Annotated in this window: 14 protein-coding genes, 1 tRNA gene, 1 rRNA gene and 2 pseudogenes; 2 read left to right on the top strand and 16 right to left on the bottom strand. The window is 38.7% G+C overall.

What is annotated here, in order from left to right; genetic code table 11:
• Positions 1-76: 76 nt before the first annotated feature.
• The 13 genes from RVY80_RS04740 to nhaA (RVY80_RS04680) form a co-directional block, all read right to left on the bottom strand.
• A complete protein-coding gene (locus tag RVY80_RS04740) occupies positions 77-775 on the bottom strand; it encodes a dTMP kinase (RefSeq protein WP_295189061.1) in 699 nt (232 codons plus the stop codon).
• 103 nt (positions 776-878) lie between these two features.
• Entirely contained in the window at positions 879-2,489 is a 1,611-nt protein-coding gene (locus RVY80_RS04735; protein ID WP_317329816.1) for an aminotransferase class I/II-fold pyridoxal phosphate-dependent enzyme, read from the bottom strand.
• A 206-nt stretch (positions 2,490-2,695) separates the two neighbouring features.
• Positions 2,696-4,666 (bottom strand): TRAP transporter permease, encoded by a 1,971-nt coding sequence (locus RVY80_RS04730; RefSeq protein WP_317329815.1) that lies wholly within the window; start codon positions 4,664-4,666, stop codon positions 2,696-2,698.
• Between the two features lie 15 nt (positions 4,667-4,681).
• The gene (locus RVY80_RS04725) at positions 4,682-5,200 is read right to left on the bottom strand and encodes a DUF1850 domain-containing protein (protein ID WP_295189052.1); all 519 of its coding nucleotides are present in this window, start codon (positions 5,198-5,200) and stop codon (positions 4,682-4,684) included.
• Positions 5,190-6,167, bottom strand: a complete 978-nt coding sequence (locus RVY80_RS04720) for a TAXI family TRAP transporter solute-binding subunit (RefSeq protein ID WP_317329814.1) — start codon at positions 6,165-6,167, stop codon at positions 5,190-5,192. Before RVY80_RS04720 ends, RVY80_RS04725 begins: the two co-directional genes overlap by 11 nt.
• A 280-nt stretch (positions 6,168-6,447) precedes the next feature.
• Positions 6,448-7,026, bottom strand: a complete 579-nt coding sequence (gene pth / locus RVY80_RS04715) for an aminoacyl-tRNA hydrolase (RefSeq protein WP_295189046.1) — start codon at positions 7,024-7,026, stop codon at positions 6,448-6,450.
• 10 nt (positions 7,027-7,036) lie between these two features.
• Entirely contained in the window at positions 7,037-7,990 is a 954-nt protein-coding gene (locus RVY80_RS04710) for a ribose-phosphate diphosphokinase (RefSeq protein ID WP_295189043.1), read from the bottom strand.
• A gap of 262 nt (positions 7,991-8,252) precedes the next feature.
• Positions 8,253-9,629 (bottom strand): bifunctional UDP-N-acetylglucosamine diphosphorylase/glucosamine-1-phosphate N-acetyltransferase GlmU, encoded by a 1,377-nt coding sequence (gene glmU, locus RVY80_RS04705; RefSeq protein WP_317329813.1) that lies wholly within the window; start codon positions 9,627-9,629, stop codon positions 8,253-8,255.
• A gap of 99 nt (positions 9,630-9,728) precedes the next feature.
• Complete coding sequence (gene purR, locus RVY80_RS04700) at positions 9,729-10,544, bottom strand: pur operon repressor (RefSeq protein ID WP_295189037.1); 816 nt, start codon at positions 10,542-10,544, stop codon at positions 9,729-9,731.
• A gap of 242 nt (positions 10,545-10,786) precedes the next feature.
• Positions 10,787-11,398 (bottom strand): peptidoglycan-binding protein, encoded by a 612-nt coding sequence (locus RVY80_RS04695; protein WP_317329812.1) that lies wholly within the window; start codon positions 11,396-11,398, stop codon positions 10,787-10,789.
• Positions 11,399-11,681: 283 nt separating this feature from the next.
• Entirely contained in the window at positions 11,682-12,143 is a 462-nt protein-coding gene (gene tnpA / locus RVY80_RS04690) for an IS200/IS605 family transposase (protein WP_317329811.1), read from the bottom strand.
• Between the two features lie 275 nt (positions 12,144-12,418).
• Complete coding sequence (nhaA, locus tag RVY80_RS04685; protein WP_317329810.1) at positions 12,419-13,582, bottom strand: Na+/H+ antiporter NhaA; 1,164 nt, start codon at positions 13,580-13,582, stop codon at positions 12,419-12,421.
• 151 nt (positions 13,583-13,733) lie between these two features.
• Positions 13,734-14,903, bottom strand: coding sequence for a Na+/H+ antiporter NhaA (nhaA, locus tag RVY80_RS04680; RefSeq protein ID WP_295194102.1), 1,170 nt, complete (start codon positions 14,901-14,903; stop codon positions 13,734-13,736).
• Positions 14,904-15,172: 269 nt separating this feature from the next.
• Here nhaA (RVY80_RS04680) and RVY80_RS04675 point away from each other — a divergent pair.
• Positions 15,173-15,246 (top strand) — tRNA-Gly (locus RVY80_RS04675).
• A gap of 149 nt (positions 15,247-15,395) precedes the next feature.
• Here the strand turns inward: RVY80_RS04675 and RVY80_RS04670 are convergent.
• Both RVY80_RS04670 and RVY80_RS04665 read right to left on the bottom strand, forming a co-directional pair.
• Positions 15,396-15,650 (bottom strand): annotated as a pseudogene (locus RVY80_RS04670) (transposase); the annotation flags it as partial.
• Between the two features lie 77 nt (positions 15,651-15,727).
• The gene (locus RVY80_RS04665; protein WP_317329809.1) at positions 15,728-16,612 is read right to left on the bottom strand and encodes a M48 family metalloprotease; all 885 of its coding nucleotides are present in this window, start codon (positions 16,610-16,612) and stop codon (positions 15,728-15,730) included.
• 169 nt (positions 16,613-16,781) lie between these two features.
• On the opposite strand from RVY80_RS04665, the pseudogene RVY80_RS10210 reads away from it, so the two are divergent.
• Positions 16,782-17,642 (top strand): annotated as a pseudogene (locus RVY80_RS10210) (esterase-like activity of phytase family protein); the annotation flags it as partial.
• 72 nt (positions 17,643-17,714) lie between these two features.
• Here RVY80_RS10210 and rrf read toward each other — a convergent pair.
• Positions 17,715-17,831 (bottom strand): 5S ribosomal RNA (gene rrf / locus RVY80_RS04660).
• Positions 17,832-17,833: the final 2 nt, after the last annotated feature.

Genomic DNA, 17,833 nt, shown 5'->3' with positions numbered 1-17,833 from the left:
TACTATATCCCTATGAATATAGCTTAGCAACAATGTTAGTAAACATCCTATGAACTTTACTAGATGATGTCAAGAACTATACATTGCTTTTAATGATCTGCATCACAATGGAATACACATCATCATGAATACTTTCAACAGATCGCATTTGTGGTACTGTATCCGCTGCTTGTGCCTCAGTACAAGCAATACGATGCCATCCATAACGATTTACTAGTTCATCATAAGCACCATGAACAGCCGCTAAATGATGACGATCTTTCTCGTGAATATCGCCCGTTTCACCGCCGGTTTTTCCCTTACGCTCAGCCATCAAGGCCTCACTAGTAGCCAGAGGCACATCGAGCAAACACACCGCATCAGGACGAGGTAATTCAAATTTACCAAATTCAAAATCCTCTAGCCAATCTAAAAATGCCGTACGCTCTGTAGCATTTGTATATTTCACCATTTGATGTACCATATTGGATGTCGTATAGCGATCTGCCAAAATAATGCCACCTTGTTCATAAAATTCTTGCCAATCTTGGCGGAATGATGCAAAACGATCAATAGCATACATGGAGCTCGCCACATAAGGATTCACATCGCTCGCATCCTTACCAAATTCACCAGCCAAGTACATTTTGATAGGCATAGCCGCCCCACTATCATAATTAGGAAAACTTACAGCCTTTACCCGATATCCTTCTTGGACAAGGCGCTCTTTCAATCGCGCTGTTTGCGTAGCCTTACCGCTGCCATCGCCGCCCTCTAGAATAATTAATATTCCCATAGTATCTCCTCATAACTAGGTTAAACTTGTTTATCTCCGCCACCCATTTTGCAAATAACCAATTAAATTCATCTAATTAGCACAAATCAGGTGACTAGTAATTTCACCTTAAATATTTAATCACCCACAATGTCTCTAAACTCGCATCATCGGCACCATTGGGAATATATCCTTGTGATTGTTTCATCTCTATATATTGTAACACGTCTGGGGTAATTCGTTCGCCTACACCTACAAATGGAATGCCCGGTGGATAATAACTGATAGTTTCCCCGCTTATGCGTCCATATGACTCAGCGATAGCTATACGCTCACGTTCACTATATAATGCCTGTCGTGGTGAAAGTACCACTTCAGGTATAGGTAGATACTGTGTATCCTCAATACTACTCGTATCATGTTTTAGATTACTATTTGAATCTTGTTTTACACCAAAAGTTTCATTTTCGTTTACACCACTAGTTCCATTTGGGATGTCCATGCTTCTCAACATTTCTTTGCCATCCTCAGACGATTGCAAAATAGTTTCGCTCACATGACGTACTACCTCTACCAAAGCGCGAATACTATCCTGAGAATCTCCAATGGTGATAAGCACCAATACATGATGCGCTTGTACAAGCTCCACCTCGATGTGTTCTAGGCGGAGTAATTTTTCAAATTCCACCCCTGTTAACCCCAAATCACGAGCATCAATGAGGACCTTTGTTACATCATAATTAGCTGCGTTAGTAGATGAAGCACTTGTACTTTGGCAATTTATATCATCGATTACAATCGTATTACTGGAATAGTCCATAATTCGGATACCAGGAATCTCTGCTAATTCCCGACGTAATTGTAGAGCTAAATTTACTGTCTCATTGACGATACTTTCACCATTCATCGCCAATTGATGACGGGCCATATCAAGAGAGGCGAGAAAAATGTAATTAGGACTTGTACTTTGTAACATCTGATGCATTTGCGTAACACGACGATAATCAATGAGATTTCCTTGACCGAAGAGCATCGATGTTTGTGTTAGGGCCCCTACAGATTTATGCGTACTCTGTGCCACAAGATCAGCACCAAATTCAAGGGCCTCCCGAGGTAAACGCGCTGAAAATGGCAAATGAGGTCCGTGGGCCTCATCCACCAAAACAATAACACCACGGTTATGGGCCTCCACCACAATACGTTCCAGATCGACACCAATACCATAATAATTAGGATACACCAGCAAAATGGCTTTCGCCTCGGGATGAGCTTCTAGTGTTTCTACAACATTCTCTACACTTGCCCCCAGTGGCACCCCCCAATTAACATCAAACCGACAGTCCAGGTACACTGGTTTAGCTCCAGATAATACAAGTCCGCTCATGACAGAACGATGTGCTTCACGGGGAATAATAATAGTATCCCCTGGACCTACTACGGACATAATCATAGCCTCGATGAGGCCCGTCGTACCATTAACAGAGAACCAGCACTGAGCCGCACCATATAGTTCGGCTGCCAAGTCTTGCGCTTCCTTTAAACACCCCTCTGGCTCATGTAAATCGTCTAAGGCATACATAACACCTAAATCATAGGGCAACGCAGGTCCCATCCACTCTGTTAAGAGTGACGGAGCACGATGTCCAATTTTATGACCCGGTGTATGGAACGGCACGAAATGTTCATTTTTATAATTTTCTAAAGCCTCAACAAAAGGCATTTTATCCTGATTCATTAGTAATCCTATATTTATTATATTAATGAGAGCTCAAGCTTAATTCACTAGAACTCCAAATTCATAAATGTTCTAATATAAAATTATACCAAAAAGGAGGTAATAGCAAAATGACTATTACCTCCTTTGGGGTTTATTTACATTCCATAGTACATATTAGGATTCCTCAACATATAGTATAGGACCTGTATTTAATTAAACTTTACTTATTCAACAACAGCTTCAGCAGATTTATTTTTCCGCCATTGATATAGTGTAATTAATGCTAATATCACTAACCCAGTAATATCTGTTAAAGAACCAGGGTTAATTAACATTAAACCACCAGCTAACATAAGAATACGTTCCCACCAAGAGGATTTTGTAATATAGAACCCAATCATAGCAGCACTAACACCAGCCATACCAATAATAGCTGTTACTGTTACAGATAACAAGTTGAGTGGTGTAGCATTAATCATCAACATCTCTGGATTATACACAAAAATGTATGGAATCAAAAATGCCCCAATAGCCAATTTTGAGGCCTCTACCCCAGTTCGTAATGGATTACCACCACTAATGGCAGCGCCCGCAAAGGCAGCCAATGCTACTGGTGGCGTAACGTCAGCCACAATACCAAAATAGAACACAAACATATGAGCCGCCAAAATTGGTACGCCCATTTGTACCAATGCAGGAGCCGCTACAGTAGATGTAATAACATAGTTTGCTGTCGTTGGAACACCCATCCCTAATAAAATAGAAGTCAACATAACACAACCAAGCATAAGAATTAATACACCACCAGAAAAGTCAATCAAAGCAGATGCTAATTTTAAACCTACACCAGTTTTTGTTACTACACCAATAATAATACCAGCTGCTGCACAAGCCACTAATACACCAAGAGCACCTCTAGCACCAGCTTCTAGGCCAAATACAATTTGGCGCCATGTTAAACGTGTATTTTTACGGAACATCGCTACTACTACAGAGAGGAAAATCCCCATCAATGCCGCACGCATTGGTGTATAGCCAACAACGAGTAAATATACAATTACCACTAAAGGAATTGCCAAATGACCACGTTCTTTAAAAATAACCCACGACTTTGGTAATAAATCTCTTGGAATACCTTGTAAATTGTTTTTGCGAGCTTCAAAATGTGTTCCTAACCAAATGCCAAGGAAATACAATAAGGCGGGAATTGTTGCCGCTTTTACAATTTCCATGTATGGAATGCCAACGAATTCTGCCATCAAGAAAGCCGCAGCTCCCATAATTGGTGGCATCAACTGACCACCTGTAGATGATGCAGCCTCTACTGCACCAGCAAAGTTTTTGTTATATCCCAATTTTTTCATCATAGGGATGGTAAAGCTACCTGTCCCAGCTACATTAGCAACGGAACTGCCAGATACGGTCCCCATTAAGCCACTAGATAACACGGCAACTTTCGCTGGGCCACCACGAGCCCAACCAGCTAAAGCATTAGCCAAATCGATAAAGAATTGGCCTAACCCAGTAGATTCTAGGTACGCACCAAACAAAATGAATAGGAATATAAATGTAGCGGATACACCTAAAGGAATACCAAATACCCCTTCAGTTGTAAAATACAAGTGCCCTATTAATTGACTCATTGTCAATCCTCTATGAGCAAGAATCCCTGGTGCATAGGGACCAAGGAAGGCATATGCCAAGAAGAATAACACAACACATACGATAGGAAGGCCTACAACGCGTCGTGCTGCTTCAATAACAAGGACTACGCCTAATATACCAATTGCTAAATCCATATCAGTCATAGCACCAGCACGCATTACAAGTTCTTGATATTGTGTAACAATGTAAAGTGGTGATAAACCAGCTAAAATAGCCAAGATAAGATCCGGAATGTGAAGTTTATGATCATGTCTCCACGCTTTTCTACTAGGATACAATATAAATACAAGCACTAGACCAAAGCTCAAATGAACGGCTCTTTGCAACTGTGCATCTAATAAACCAAAAATACCAGTATAAATATGAAATATGGAAAAACAAATAGCGAAAATGGATATAAATTTCGCAATAATTCCAACATATTGTTTTACAATACTTTCATTTTCCAACTCTTTTAGAGACTCTTTAATGGTTTCTGCCTCATGTTCTTCTAGTCCTAAACTTTCTTTATTCAAGTCTTTATTATCCATCATCGGTCCCCCTTTCTAATTAAAAAAACGCTCGTAATATGGAGCTATATAAAACTGTATGGCTGTACCATCAGGTATAGCTTCATAAAAACGAATTTCTTCACCATCAATAAACAATGTTAATTTTGTACCTATTCCAGTCCGCATAGTTATAGATGGAAAATGTCGATCCATATGTTCCATTAAAAAATAGCCATCATTCAGCTGAAATGCTCCATCACTTTTTAAAAAAGGCAATCCTACAGCAAATGATTTATATTTTGTAGAGTCTAAAATAATCTCTTTATGTTCCACATCTACCACAAAGTTTTCCAATACTGGGGTCTTCTGCACAGAATGAATAAATTGGGTAGAAAAGGTCTTGCCTGTTGTTACAGGTTGATTATAAAATACATGTTTATCAGAAGTAATATATAGGCATGGTCGCAACAAAAACCATATAATACTTGCTAACAAACCTGTAATAAGAAGGATAAGGCCGACTCCAATAAGGAGTCGGCCTTTACCTACACTTTGGCCAAAATTATTTTTCATTGTAGAATTTTTCAGCCCCTGGGTTTAGAGGAATTGGCATTGCTTCTGTAGCAGTTGCTTTTTGGATTAATTTGCCTACTGCATGAGCTGCAGTCAAACGATCCAAATTACTGAAGATGGATTTAGTAATTTCATAGCCAAGGCTATCATCTACTTTATCGCTTACAACAAGAACAGCTTTAACAGCTACACCATCGATTGGATTATCGATACCAGCATATGTACCTGCAGGAATTGTTTGTTTGGCATAGTAAGGGTATTTTTGAATCAATTGATCAACTTTATCACCAGCCAATGGAACTAACGCTACTTTATTGGATGCTGCAATATCTTGGATAGCTGCAGTAGGAGCACCAGCTGTTACAAAAGCGACATCAATATTATTATCTTTTAAAGCACTAGCAGCTTCGCCGAAAGATAAATATTGTGGATTAATATCATTGTATGTTAATCCATAGGCTTCTAAGATTTGACGTGCATTTGCTTCTGCACCACTACCTGCAGCGCCTACAGCTACACGTTTACCGCGGAGTTGATCAACAGAGGTAATATTGCTACCTGCCAATGTAACGATTTGAACTGTTTCAGGATATAAGGATGCAATACCTCTAAGATTAGTTACCTTCTTATCTTTGAACATTTCTAAACCATTTGCTGCATAATATACAATATCATTCTGTACGATAGCCATATCCACAGAACCATCTTTTAACATATTAATATTGGCAACAGTAGCACCAGTACTTTGTGCACTTGCATTCATATTTGGAATAGCTTTATTTAAAATTTCAGCAATCGCACCACCTAAAGGATAATAAGTACCCGCTGTACCACCTGTGGCAATATTTACAAATTTTTTAGTCCCACTGTCAGAGCTTCCGCCGCTACCACCACAACCAGCAACACCAATTGCTGTAGCAATACACATAGATACAACAACTAGTGCTTTTTTGCTAAATAACTTCATATGGCTCCCCCACTTTCTTTACCATCTGCTCTTGATCAGATGTATTAAAATATACAATACAATAATGTCACCATTAAATCTATATTCTATAGAATTAAATCTTAATAAATATACTATACTATATTTATCTATATAATTTCAATAGTTTTGTAAAAGTATCTTGTATACATAATCAAATGTATTAGTATAAGTACCACCACAAATGAAATATATTAACATACCAATACAAAAAGCATGAGCTCATATTCGAACTCATGCTTTTAACATGTTCTATATACAATTAATGCCGAGGTTTCTTTTTAGGATTATATAAATTCATTCCTTTATCGATTCCTACCTCTAAGGTCCCTAACAGCGCCTTTGTGGTATCTTTGATTCCCTTTACCACCTTGTCTTGTACATCTTCACCAAATGGTGCTAATACGTGATCGACCACTGTCCATTGTGGTAATGGTCGACCGATGCCAACACGGAACCGAGGAAAATTTTCCGTTCCTAAATGAGCGATCAAAGATTTAATACCATTATGACCACCAGAACTACCATTAGGTCTAATGCGCAATTTACCGACTGGCAAATCCATATCATCATAGATACAATACACATCGGATGGATCAATTTTATAATACCGCATCAACGGTCCTACAGCTTCACCACTAGCATTCATAAATGTTTGTGGTTTCACCAACAAAATCTTTTCACCATCTAATGTAAAGCTACATACCTCGGCCTTTTGTTCTTCGCGCCATGGAGTATGCGTTACCGCCTCTGCAATAGCATCGATAACCATAAAACCGATATTATGTTTTGTTGCTTCATATTGTCTACCAGGATTACCTAGTCCTACTACTAATTTCAAAACGCACCTATTATTTATCGAACAAGTTGCTTACAGAAACTTCGTGGAAGATACGCATAATTGCTTCGCCCAACAATGGAGCTACAGACAATTGTGTAATATTTGGAATATTGCAGTTTTCTGGCAATGGAATTGTATTAGTAACAATCAACTCTTTGATGTTAGAATTTCTAATACGTTCGCTTGCTGGATCTGTTAATACTGCATGTGTTACACAAGCAGTAACAGATTTTGCACCAAATTCTTCCAACGCTTTCGCACCTTCTACCAAGGAGCCTGCAGTGTCCACGATATCGTCGATGATAATGCAATTTTTACCTTCTACATTACCAATCAAATTCATTACTTTAGCCACGCCTGGTTCAGGACGTTTTTTCTCGATAATAGCGATAGGCGCACCGATGCGGTCAGCCAAATCACGAGCACGAGTAACGCCACCCAAGTCTGGGGATACTACAATAGTATCTTCCATTTTTTTATCGTTAATATATTTAGCGATAATGGACGCACCGAACAAATGGTCTACTGGTACATCAAAGAAACCTTGAATTTGACCAGCATGTAAATCGATTGTTACCAAACGAGTAATACCAGATGTTTGTAATAAGTTAGCAATTAATTTTGCAGTAATTGGTTCACGACCACGTGTTTTACGGTCTTGACGAGCATAACCATAGTAAGGAACTACAGCTGTGATGTGACGAGCAGACGCACGACGTAATGCATCAGCCATGATCATCAATTCCATTAAATTATCATTTACAGGGTAACTTGTTGGCTGAATGATAAATACATCTTTACCACGTACACTTTCATCAATCATGATTTGTACTTCGCCATTATTGAAACGACCTACAAATGCTTCACCCAAAGGCAATCCTAAATAGTCACAAATTTCTTTTGCTAATGCTGGATTCGCATTACCTGTGAAAATCTTAAGCTTTTTGCCATCTTCAAATGCCATTTTGATACCCTTTCATACATGTACTCATACCGGTTATTTATGACTATAACCTTATCTCTAAATGATACAACAACACCTCATTGCTCTATTATTGTATACTATTTTTACTATCTTGTGTGGAAATTTTTACAAAAAATCGCAAGGAATGACCAATTTCCTATAACTCTTTATCACACGAAATATGAACTACTGTTATAAATGAATCTGAAAGTACAAAAACTATATATTGTACCGCTAATTAATGAAAACTAGCTCCAGAGACCTATTTCTTTTTGAAAGTCTCGTCAGTAACCCAATTTTCTTTCACCATTTGTTTAGCGCGACCTACGGCTAATGCACGATCAGGAACATCCTTAGTAATCGTAGATCCTGCACCAACATAGCTGTATTTACCGATGGTTACTGGTGCCACTAAGTTACTATTACAGCCTACAAAAGCGCCTTCACTAATTGTTGTACGATGTTTTACTTTACCGTCATAATTAACAGTGATAGTACCACAACCAATGTTTACACCAGGTCCAACATCACTATCGCCAATATAAGAAAGATGTGGGAATTTTGTACCAGTACCAATATTACTATTTTTCACCTCTACGAAGTTACCAATATGTACTTGGTCCCCCACAACAGTGTTTGGTCTTAAATGTACATATGGACCAATATCTACGCCATTTTTGATTTCACAATCATGTCCATAGGTAAAGTGAATTACATTGTCATCACCAACAATTACATTTGTTAAACGTGTATGTGGTCCAATTTCACAATTAGAGCCAATAACAGTAGTACCTTCAAGTACTGTACCAGGATGTAAAATTGTATCTGGCCCCACCGTAACCTCTGGTGCCACATAGGTATTATTAGGATCGATGATAGTTACACCAGCATCCATCAATTCTTTATTTTTACGACGACGTAAAATAGATTCTGCCTCTGCTAACTGTACACGAGAGTTAACACCAAGGGACTCTTCAAAATCTTTAGTCATATACGCGCTCACCCGCTCTCCTCCATTTACTAGAATTCCTACTACATCTGTAATATACAATTCGCCTTGTGCATTATCCGCGGATAATTGATCAAGGCAGGGCCATAATTTTTTACTATCAAATGCGTACATACCAGTATTGACTTCTTGTACCACAAGTTCCTCTGGTTTGCCATCTTTTTGTTCCACAATTCGTTCTACTTGACCTTCTGCATTACGGATGATACGACCATACCCAGTTGGATCTGGCATATGGGCTGTTAAAATCGTTGCAGCTGCTCCAGTAGATTCGTGCTCTGCAAGTAGAGCCTCTAAACTAGCTTTTGTCACTAGTGGTGTATCACCACAAAGCAATAATACTGTACCTTCGTATTGCCCCAATACAGGTTGTACCATTTTAACAGCATGACCTGTACCATTTTGCTCTGCTTGCACTACAAATTCTGCACGTTCACCTAAATAGGTTTGAACAGCTTCGCCTCCGAAGCCAATGATGACAACATTACGTTCTACTCCTAGATCTTGTACCGTATCAAGGACACGTTCCACCATAGCTTTGCCACCTACTTTGTGTAGTACTTTTGGTAACTTAGATTTCATTCGTGTGCCTTTTCCGGCTGCCAACACTAATGCGGCTAATTGTTTCATAGTATCTCTCCTATATAAACATACCTTTGTCTCTAGTATCCTGATCATAAGCCTGATAATCTTCATTATTATATAATATAAATAGATTAAACCACAGAATTAGGAATCATATACTGGTTCAATGTTAATTTCCTTTGTAGTTTCATTAATGCCACGGAATGTAAATAACGCTTCATAATCATCAATGAGTTTGGGATTTGGTAGCTCTGTGGCCACCAACACACCAGTGCCTACAACGATACCATTCATCTCAGCAACTAGTTCCATCAATCCCTTGGCCGTACCGCCAGCTTTCATAAAATCGTCCACAATAAGGACTCTCGAATTAGCCGGAATTGCTCGTTTCGTCAATGTCATCGTTTGAATACGTCCCGATGAGCCGGTGACATAATTAATACTAATCGCTGACCCTTCAGTTACTTTGCTATCTCGTCGTGCAATAACTAGGGGTTTATTGAAAGCTCGGGCAACCATAACCGCTAGAGGAATTCCCTTTGTTTCGACGGTCAAAATATAATCTGGTTTACGATTCATAAACCGGGTCATAATAATTTCGCCCAATCGTGTCATTACATGCCAATCATATAAAATGTCAGACATATAAATAAATCCGCCAGGAATAATTCTATCGGGTTCGGTCAATCGTTCGCGAACCTCCTGCAAGATATCATTGGCCTGTGGCCCTTTGCGATGAGGAATAAAACGTACCCCTCCTGTTGCTCCTGCAACGGTTTCTAATGTACCCAATTGGAAGTGTTCCATAGATTGACGTACACAAGTTAAATCCTCGCTAACGGTCGATTTAGCAATGCCGAAGAAATCACAAAAGTAATTTAATGGAATTAATTTTTGTGGTGAGTCCACTAAAAGTTTTGTCATTGCTACCATGCGTTCTACGCGACGTACTTTTTCCATACATGCCCTCTATTCCACATCACTAAAACTACATACCAATAAATATATGTAGTCTACATCATAATATATATACCTTATTTATCCTGTCTTATTATATCATCTATGAATGCTAACTATCCATTAAAATATGAATGATATGTATTAATTTATCGATAATGTTCAGATATATAAAAACCCCACCATCTCAACATAGTATTGAGATAATGGGGTTTATTCTATTGTTTACGCAAATACTTTACCTATTACAATACATACACTGTTACATCGCGACGGCCAAATTGGATTGCTTCATCATAAGAATCCACAGCTAAATCGATTTTGTGACCACGAATGGCCCCGCCAGTATCATCTGCTACAGCATAACCATAGCCTTCGATGTATAATTCTGTACCTAATGAAATTACATCTGGATCAACAGATACAAGCCCACGACAAAGTAAATTGCCACGAGCAGTATAATAAGAATTACCTGGATTATATGCGCTATATGCACTAGCTTCCATGGTTAATACTTTGGAGTACCTATCAGGTGCTCCTGCGCTCTTTTTAATTTTCTTGCCTTCCTTAGCAAATTTATTATGATTTTTTTCTAATGCAGCTAGAGTTGCTGGACCAACACGTCCATCTACATCTAAGCCCTTTTCTTTTTGGAATACACGCACTGCATATTCAGTATTATTACCAAACACGCCATCTGCTTCATCAACTAAATATCCTTGCGTAACTAATAGGTCTTGTACATAACGTACTTGATCGCCTCTTTTTCCTCTATCTAAGGTTTCCGCCATAGCTGTTGTAGTTATACCAACACAGAGAATACATAAGGCTAATGCTAATAAGTATTTTTTCAACATAAGCACCTCATACCTTTCATAGGGTCATTTTACACTATTTTAGGGAAATAGTCAAAATTTAGGCCCCTTAGGTTGCGCTTTGGCACCACTTTCATTCAATTTTAGCAATTATTCTCCCACATATTGATTGATTGTATTAAAATCATGACCACCCGTCTAACGAGTGGTTTGCTCACAGGCTATAAAGCCTGAGTTACCGGCCAGCGCCTTAAGACGCTGGCTTTCACTTCGTTCAAGCCACATTGCCCTTGCCACTTTAGCTAAACCCTAAAGGGCATATTGTCTACTTGCCACCCTTAAAAGGGTCCTCATATTCTTTAATACTAATTTTATCCGACATCTTGTCATGTATTTCCTGCTCAGTGATATACTTTTTAATTGTAGCCTCATTTAGTCCTACTGTTGATATATAATATCCCTCAGCCCCAAAGTGTCTATTTCCATATTTATACTTTAAATTGGGGTGCTTATCAAATATCATCAGAGCACTTTTACCCTTCAAATATCCCATAAAACTCGACACTGATATTTTTGGTGGAATCGTCACTAACATATGAACATGGTCGATCATTAGATGTCCTTCAATTATATTAACTCCTTTGTATTCACATAATCGAGAAAGTATTTCTCCAATACTTTCTCGATATTGATTAAATATAGCTTTACGTCTATACTTAGGAGTAAATACGATATGGTATTTACATAACCATCTCGTGTGCGCTAGGCTTTGTGCCTTTGTCGCCATAGAAATCACCTCTTTATTTGCATATAATGCGGCTTGAACACCTTCATTATATAACGATTCAGAGGTGATTTTTTAGTATAACTATCGTTTCCGCACCCGCATAGCGGGTGGTTTTATGATTCGCGATTACATCGCGAACCAGTCTAAAGACAATAATACGAATACCCCCTACCATATATGGTAAGGGGTATTATGCACTATTTATATAACAGACTGTACTAATTTTTTAGCTATCCTATCCACAAACTGTAGATATAGCATAATTCAAAGAGTTATTATCTTTCAAATTCTTCGCCTAACTCAGTCCATTTACCAGTAACACGCAAAATAATGTAACCAATAAGGGCAGACACTAAAGACCCAATAAATACACCGGCCTTAGCCATTTCTTGGGCTTGTCCTGGAGGAAATGCCAAAATAGATACAAAGATACTCATGGTAAAACCAATACCACAAAGAATCGCCGTACCATATACTTGAAGCCAAGATGTATTTCTAGGCATTGGTACAAGGCCAGTTTTAACCATTAACAATACAGCCCCAAATATGCCAACTTGTTTACCAATTACGAGGCCTGTGGCAACGCCAATTACAACAGGGTTTGTAAGATCTCCAATAGAAATGGCTGCAAAAGATACGCCTGCATTAAAGAATGCAAATGTTGGTACAATGAGGAAACTTACCCAGTTAGATAAACCATGTTCCCATTGGGTCATAGGTCGTACTGTTTTACCTTCAAATAAACCTTGTTCAGGAATAGTCATAGCGAGCACAACACCAGCCATGGTAGCATGTAAACCGGATTTTAGGACACATATCCACAATACCACACCTAAAATTGCATATGGCATAGGGCGTACATAGCCTTGTTTATTAATTAAAACCAATAAACAAGTAATTACCGCTGCAAAAAATAAAAACAAAAAATTAATGCCTGATGCATAGAATATAGCAATCACAACAATAGCCATCAAGTCATCAATAACCGCAAGCGCTGTAAGGAATACTTTCATAGCAACTGGTACTTTAGACCCCAATGATGTAATAACACCAATGGCAAAGGCAATATCTGTAGCTGTTGGAATAGCCCAACCTTTTGCATATTCCTCAGACCCACCAGCAATGATTGCATAAATAACAGCTGGCACAATAACCCCCATAAGGGCTGCAATCCCAGGCATGATACGTTTAGCATTTGTATTGAGTTCTCCACTTACGAGTTCACGTTTTACTTCTAACCCCACAAACAAGAAGAAGATTGCCATTAATGCATCATTTACCCATTCAATAGCCGATAATGGCCCTAACTGAATATGGATTAATGAAAAGTATTGAGCTGCTAATGCTGTATTAGCAAGCAACACACCGATCAATGTAGCACCAAGTAAAATAGCGCTACCAGCTGACGGAGATTTTAGAAAAACAAAAATTCGTTCCATCAAATTCCTTTCTCTATTCTATTATTATTAAATAGTATTTTCTAAACTTACCAACAAGTATCAAAAATCTTACCAAATGTGTAAGCCACATATGTATTATATTACAATAGGTAATTACTATAAATTTTACTATTGTAAAAACTTTGTCATCCTAATTTGAAAGTTCCAATTTATCATGTTTATGACGGAATTTATGAGCTAACTCGAGAACTGCATATCCTATTACCCCAGATAGAATTGAGCCAATAAAAATACCAACTTTGGCTCGTTCTTGAACGATACCAGGATCAAAAGCTAAAGCTGCTACGAATAAACTCATAGTAAAACCAATACCACATACAAGGGATGTACCATATACATGAATCCATTTTGTATTGTTTGGCATTTTGATAGCGCCAGCTTTTACCAAAGCATAGACAGTTGTGAAGATACCCAATTGTTTACCAATCAACAAACCAAATATAACACCAAATACTACAGGATGGAATAAATCCTGCACGGTGAAATCACCAAAGGATACGCCCGTATTAAAGAAGGCAAATAATGGAATAATAAGGAATGTAACCCATTTATCCAATGCATGATCCCAATCAGCCATAGGTGTTACCTCCTTGCCTTGATGTACCCCAGTAGCAGGTAATGTCATCGCAAGAATTACACCAGCAATGGTAGCATGTATACCAGATTTTAATACGCAATACCAAAGTACAAAGCCTAATACAGCATATGGAACAGGTCGTACATAACCATTTTTATTTAAGTATACCAATACGGCGGTAACGATGGCCGCATACAATAAGAACTGAAATGATACGCCACCACCGTAAAAAATAGCTATAACAATAATGGCAATTAAGTCATCAATTACGGCTAACGCTGACAGAAATGCCTTCATAGCAGATGGTACTTTGTCACCTAGCATGGTCATAACGCCAATGGCAAAGGCAATATCAGTGGCTGTTGGAATCCCCCAACCATGAACAAATGCAGGATCATGACCTGCAATCAAATAATACACTGCTGCTGGTGTTAATACCCCAGCACAAGCGGCAATCACTGGTAAAAACCGTTTTGCATTCGTATTAAGTTCACCACAAATCATTTCGCGTTTAATTTCAATACCCACAAATAGGAAGAATATCGCCATCAGGGCATCATTTACCCACTCTAGCAGTGGCATTGGCCCTATGTGGAATTCTAATAATTCAAAATACTGATGTGCAAATGGAGAATTTGCTGCTATTACCCCGAGTATTGCAGTAATGAGCAAACAAATCCCACCTGCAGAATCGGAATGAATAATTCGGACTACTCTGTTCATATTTCATGTCCCCTACATAACTATACATACAATCATTTGATAAATATGCTGAATTCTCAGATTTATTATACATTTATTTTATCATATCAATTTGTGTTTTTCCAATAAATCCACTATGTATACACAAATGTTTCTATCCGATACCTATATTATACATCGAATTTTATCTATTTGACTAATATTTATGTAACTTTTTCTACACATTCCGAATAACTTTTTCCTATCACTCTAGAAATCCTAGTAAAACTATGATAAAATAAACACGTTATGCGGGCGTAGTTCATCGGTAGAATGCGAGCTTCCCAAGCTTGAGAGGAGGGTTCGATTCCCTTCGCCCGCTCCATAGATAAAATCATGACCACCCGTCTAACGGGTGGTTTGCTCACAGGCTATAAGCCTGAGTTACCGGCCAGCGCCTTAAGACGCTGGCTTTCACTTCGTTCAAGCCACATTGCCCTTGCCACTTTAGCTAAACCCTAAAGGGCATATTGTCTACTTGCCACCCTTAAAAGGGTCCTCATATTCTTTAATACTAATTTTATCCGACATCTTGCCATGTATTTCCTGCTCAGCGATATACTTTTTAACTGTAGCCTCATTTAGTCCTACTGTTGATACATAATATCCCTCAGCCCAAAAGTATCCCTCAGCCCAAAAGTGTCTATTTCCATATTTATACTTTAAATTGGCGTGCTTATCAAATATCATCAGATCACTTTTACCCTTCAAATATCCCATAAAACTCGACTTCCTGTGTGAGTAACTCATTCATTTCTTCTACGGAAAGTTCTGTTTCTACTTCGTATTTATTTTTAAAGTATATATCAAACAGTCCCATTTAAATACTCCTGTATTCTAGCCAATCGTTTTGGTGTTGCTGGATGAGTGCTCATCAAATTAGAGAAGAAACCCATTTTACTTTCACCAGAGAATTTCATCAAAATGGCTAGGCCCTCATAAAGTTCACGACCTAGCCCAATTTCACAGGCATAGCGATCGGCCGCATATTCGTTTTGACGACTAGAGAACATATCAATCAATTGCAGTGGCAAATTGAGGAAGAACTGCATCACCCACAATTGCAAATTCACGAAGAGAATAATGATAGCGATGAGCCATCCAATAATGGGAAGGGATGCAAAGATACTCAAAATTCGAATGAATGTCACATACAGTTGCACCACTCCATTCCCTGCCCAAGCGATAGCGCCACAGCCAACACCGTAGATGGTATCATTATTTTGAATATGCCCCATTTCATGAGCCACGATGGCTGCTACTTGTGGTGCATTCATCACGTTTAGTAGACCTGTGTGAACACAGATATTATCTCGTCCTACCGCAAAAGCGTTTAATGTATCATCGCGTTTGACGTAGAGATGGTATTTATTGGGGCTTTCACCAGAACGCTGACAAAGAAACTCCACAATTTGTTCCAAATATTGACGTTCATCAGCGCTCGGCGTGCGGCACCCTAATGTTTTAACGAGTACATATTGCATAAGTCTCGTATGCGACAACATAAAGGGCACCATCAAAATCACCGTTGCCACAATCATGCTGGTGTTACCAATATTATAAGGAATATCTGCCCATTGCATAAATTGTAGCAACTCAGGGAATTTAAATGGATATACAGTTTGGGTCCATAGTAAAATCCACGTCACTACCACAAAATTCACTATAAAGGTAAGAAATGTAACAAACATAATCGCCTCTACCTCCACGGGGAAGGTTATCTTTCTAAACAGGACTAGCATTTCTACTAGGCATCTATTTGATGCATAATTTCAAAACAATATTACTACTATTTTATCATACATTACATCGCCATCTACCAAAGATTTCTCAGTCCCATCAAATATTAAACCTAAACAAATGTTGCTATCCGCTATCATCGGTACTCTATGTGTAGGTTTTGGCAGTGCTAATACTGTAACAAATTATCAAATGTATCCACTGACTATGGGTGCAGAGCAGTACATTCAAAATGCTAGTCTCGACAAATCTCAATTCCCGCAAGGAATGAACACAGCTTACGGTTCAGGTCTGGCATTTGATGGCTATGAAAAGGATGGTTCCATTCGTTTGGTGTCGGTAACAGACCGCGGTCCAAATTTGGACGGTCTCAATGTGAAGGACAACAATAAAACATATCCGTCCAAAATATTCCCAGCTCCTGATTTTAAACCTCAAATTGCCACTATCGTTTTGAAAGACAACAAAGCCGTTGTTGTTTCCTCTAAACCAATCCTTAATCCAAACGGTACTGCTGTTACTGGTCTACCTATCCCATCCGGTCAAGTAGGTAGCAGCAATGAAAAAGCCCTCACTACTGACATTACAGTGATTGGTTACGATGAAAATGGCCTTGATCCAGAGGGTATCGCCCCTGATGCTGATGGCAACTTCTGGCTTAGTGATGAATACGGTCCTTTCATTATAAAAGTAGACAAATCCGGTAAAATCATAGAAAAATTCAGTCCTGCTAATGGTCTACCAAAAATCGCTAGCCAACGTACACCTAACCGTGGTGCTGAAGGCGTGACAGTATTACCTAATGGTCATGTAGTGTTCTTCATTCAAAGTATTTTGAACCTTAACAACGAAACTAAAAAAACTGCAACCATCTGCCGCGTATTTGACTGGAATCCTAAGACACAACAATATACAACCTATGCATACCCTATTGAAGCAACATACAAGAAAAATAATGACGCTAAATTAGGTGAGGTACACCTGCTCGATAGGAAACTGCCGAGCAGGAAAATAAAAAAGCCCACCCATAAGGGTGAGCTTTTTTATTTCTTCAATCAGCAGCTTCCTATCCTCCCAGGCCGTCGCCAGCCAAGTACTTTCGGCGTTTACGAGCTTAACTACTGTGTTCGAGATGGGAACAGGTGGAGCCTCGTAGCTATCGCCACTGAATC

It is taken from the genome of Veillonella absiana, assembly GCF_032970865.1.
Lineage (GTDB): Bacteria > Bacillota > Negativicutes > Veillonellales > Veillonellaceae > Veillonella > Veillonella absiana.
The sequence above is the reverse complement of the archived record's forward strand: the minus strand, read 5'-3'. Positions and strand labels throughout refer to the sequence as shown.

Bases quoted from the DNA above. Each gene is read 5' to 3' on its own strand.
- RVY80_RS04740 (WP_295189061.1), bottom strand. From the start codon at position 775: ATGGGAATATTAATTATTCTAGAGGGCGGCGATGGCAGCGGTAAGGCT.
- RVY80_RS04735 (WP_317329816.1), bottom strand. From the start codon at position 2,489: ATGAATCAGGATAAAATGCCTTTTGTTGAGGCTTTAGAAAATTATAAA.
- RVY80_RS04730 (WP_317329815.1), bottom strand. From the start codon at position 4,666: ATGGATAATAAAGACTTGAATAAAGAAAGTTTAGGACTAGAAGAACAT.
- RVY80_RS04725 (WP_295189052.1), bottom strand. From the start codon at position 5,200: ATGAAAAATAATTTTGGCCAAAGTGTAGGTAAAGGCCGACTCCTTATT.
- RVY80_RS04720 (WP_317329814.1), bottom strand. From the start codon at position 6,167: ATGAAGTTATTTAGCAAAAAAGCACTAGTTGTTGTATCTATGTGTATT.
- RVY80_RS04710 (WP_295189043.1), bottom strand. From the start codon at position 7,990: ATGGCATTTGAAGATGGCAAAAAGCTTAAGATTTTCACAGGTAATGCG.
- glmU (WP_317329813.1), bottom strand. From the start codon at position 9,629: ATGAAACAATTAGCCGCATTAGTGTTGGCAGCCGGAAAAGGCACACGA.
- purR (WP_295189037.1), bottom strand. From the start codon at position 10,544: ATGGAAAAAGTACGTCGCGTAGAACGCATGGTAGCAATGACAAAACTT.
- RVY80_RS04695 (WP_317329812.1), bottom strand. From the start codon at position 11,398: ATGTTGAAAAAATACTTATTAGCATTAGCCTTATGTATTCTCTGTGTT.
- tnpA (WP_317329811.1), bottom strand. From the start codon at position 12,143: ATGGCGACAAAGGCACAAAGCCTAGCGCACACGAGATGGTTATGTAAA.
- nhaA (WP_317329810.1), bottom strand. From the start codon at position 13,582: ATGGAACGAATTTTTGTTTTTCTAAAATCTCCGTCAGCTGGTAGCGCT.
- nhaA (WP_295194102.1), bottom strand. From the start codon at position 14,903: ATGAACAGAGTAGTCCGAATTATTCATTCCGATTCTGCAGGTGGGATT.
- RVY80_RS04665 (WP_317329809.1), bottom strand. From the start codon at position 16,612: ATGTTTGTTACATTTCTTACCTTTATAGTGAATTTTGTGGTAGTGACG.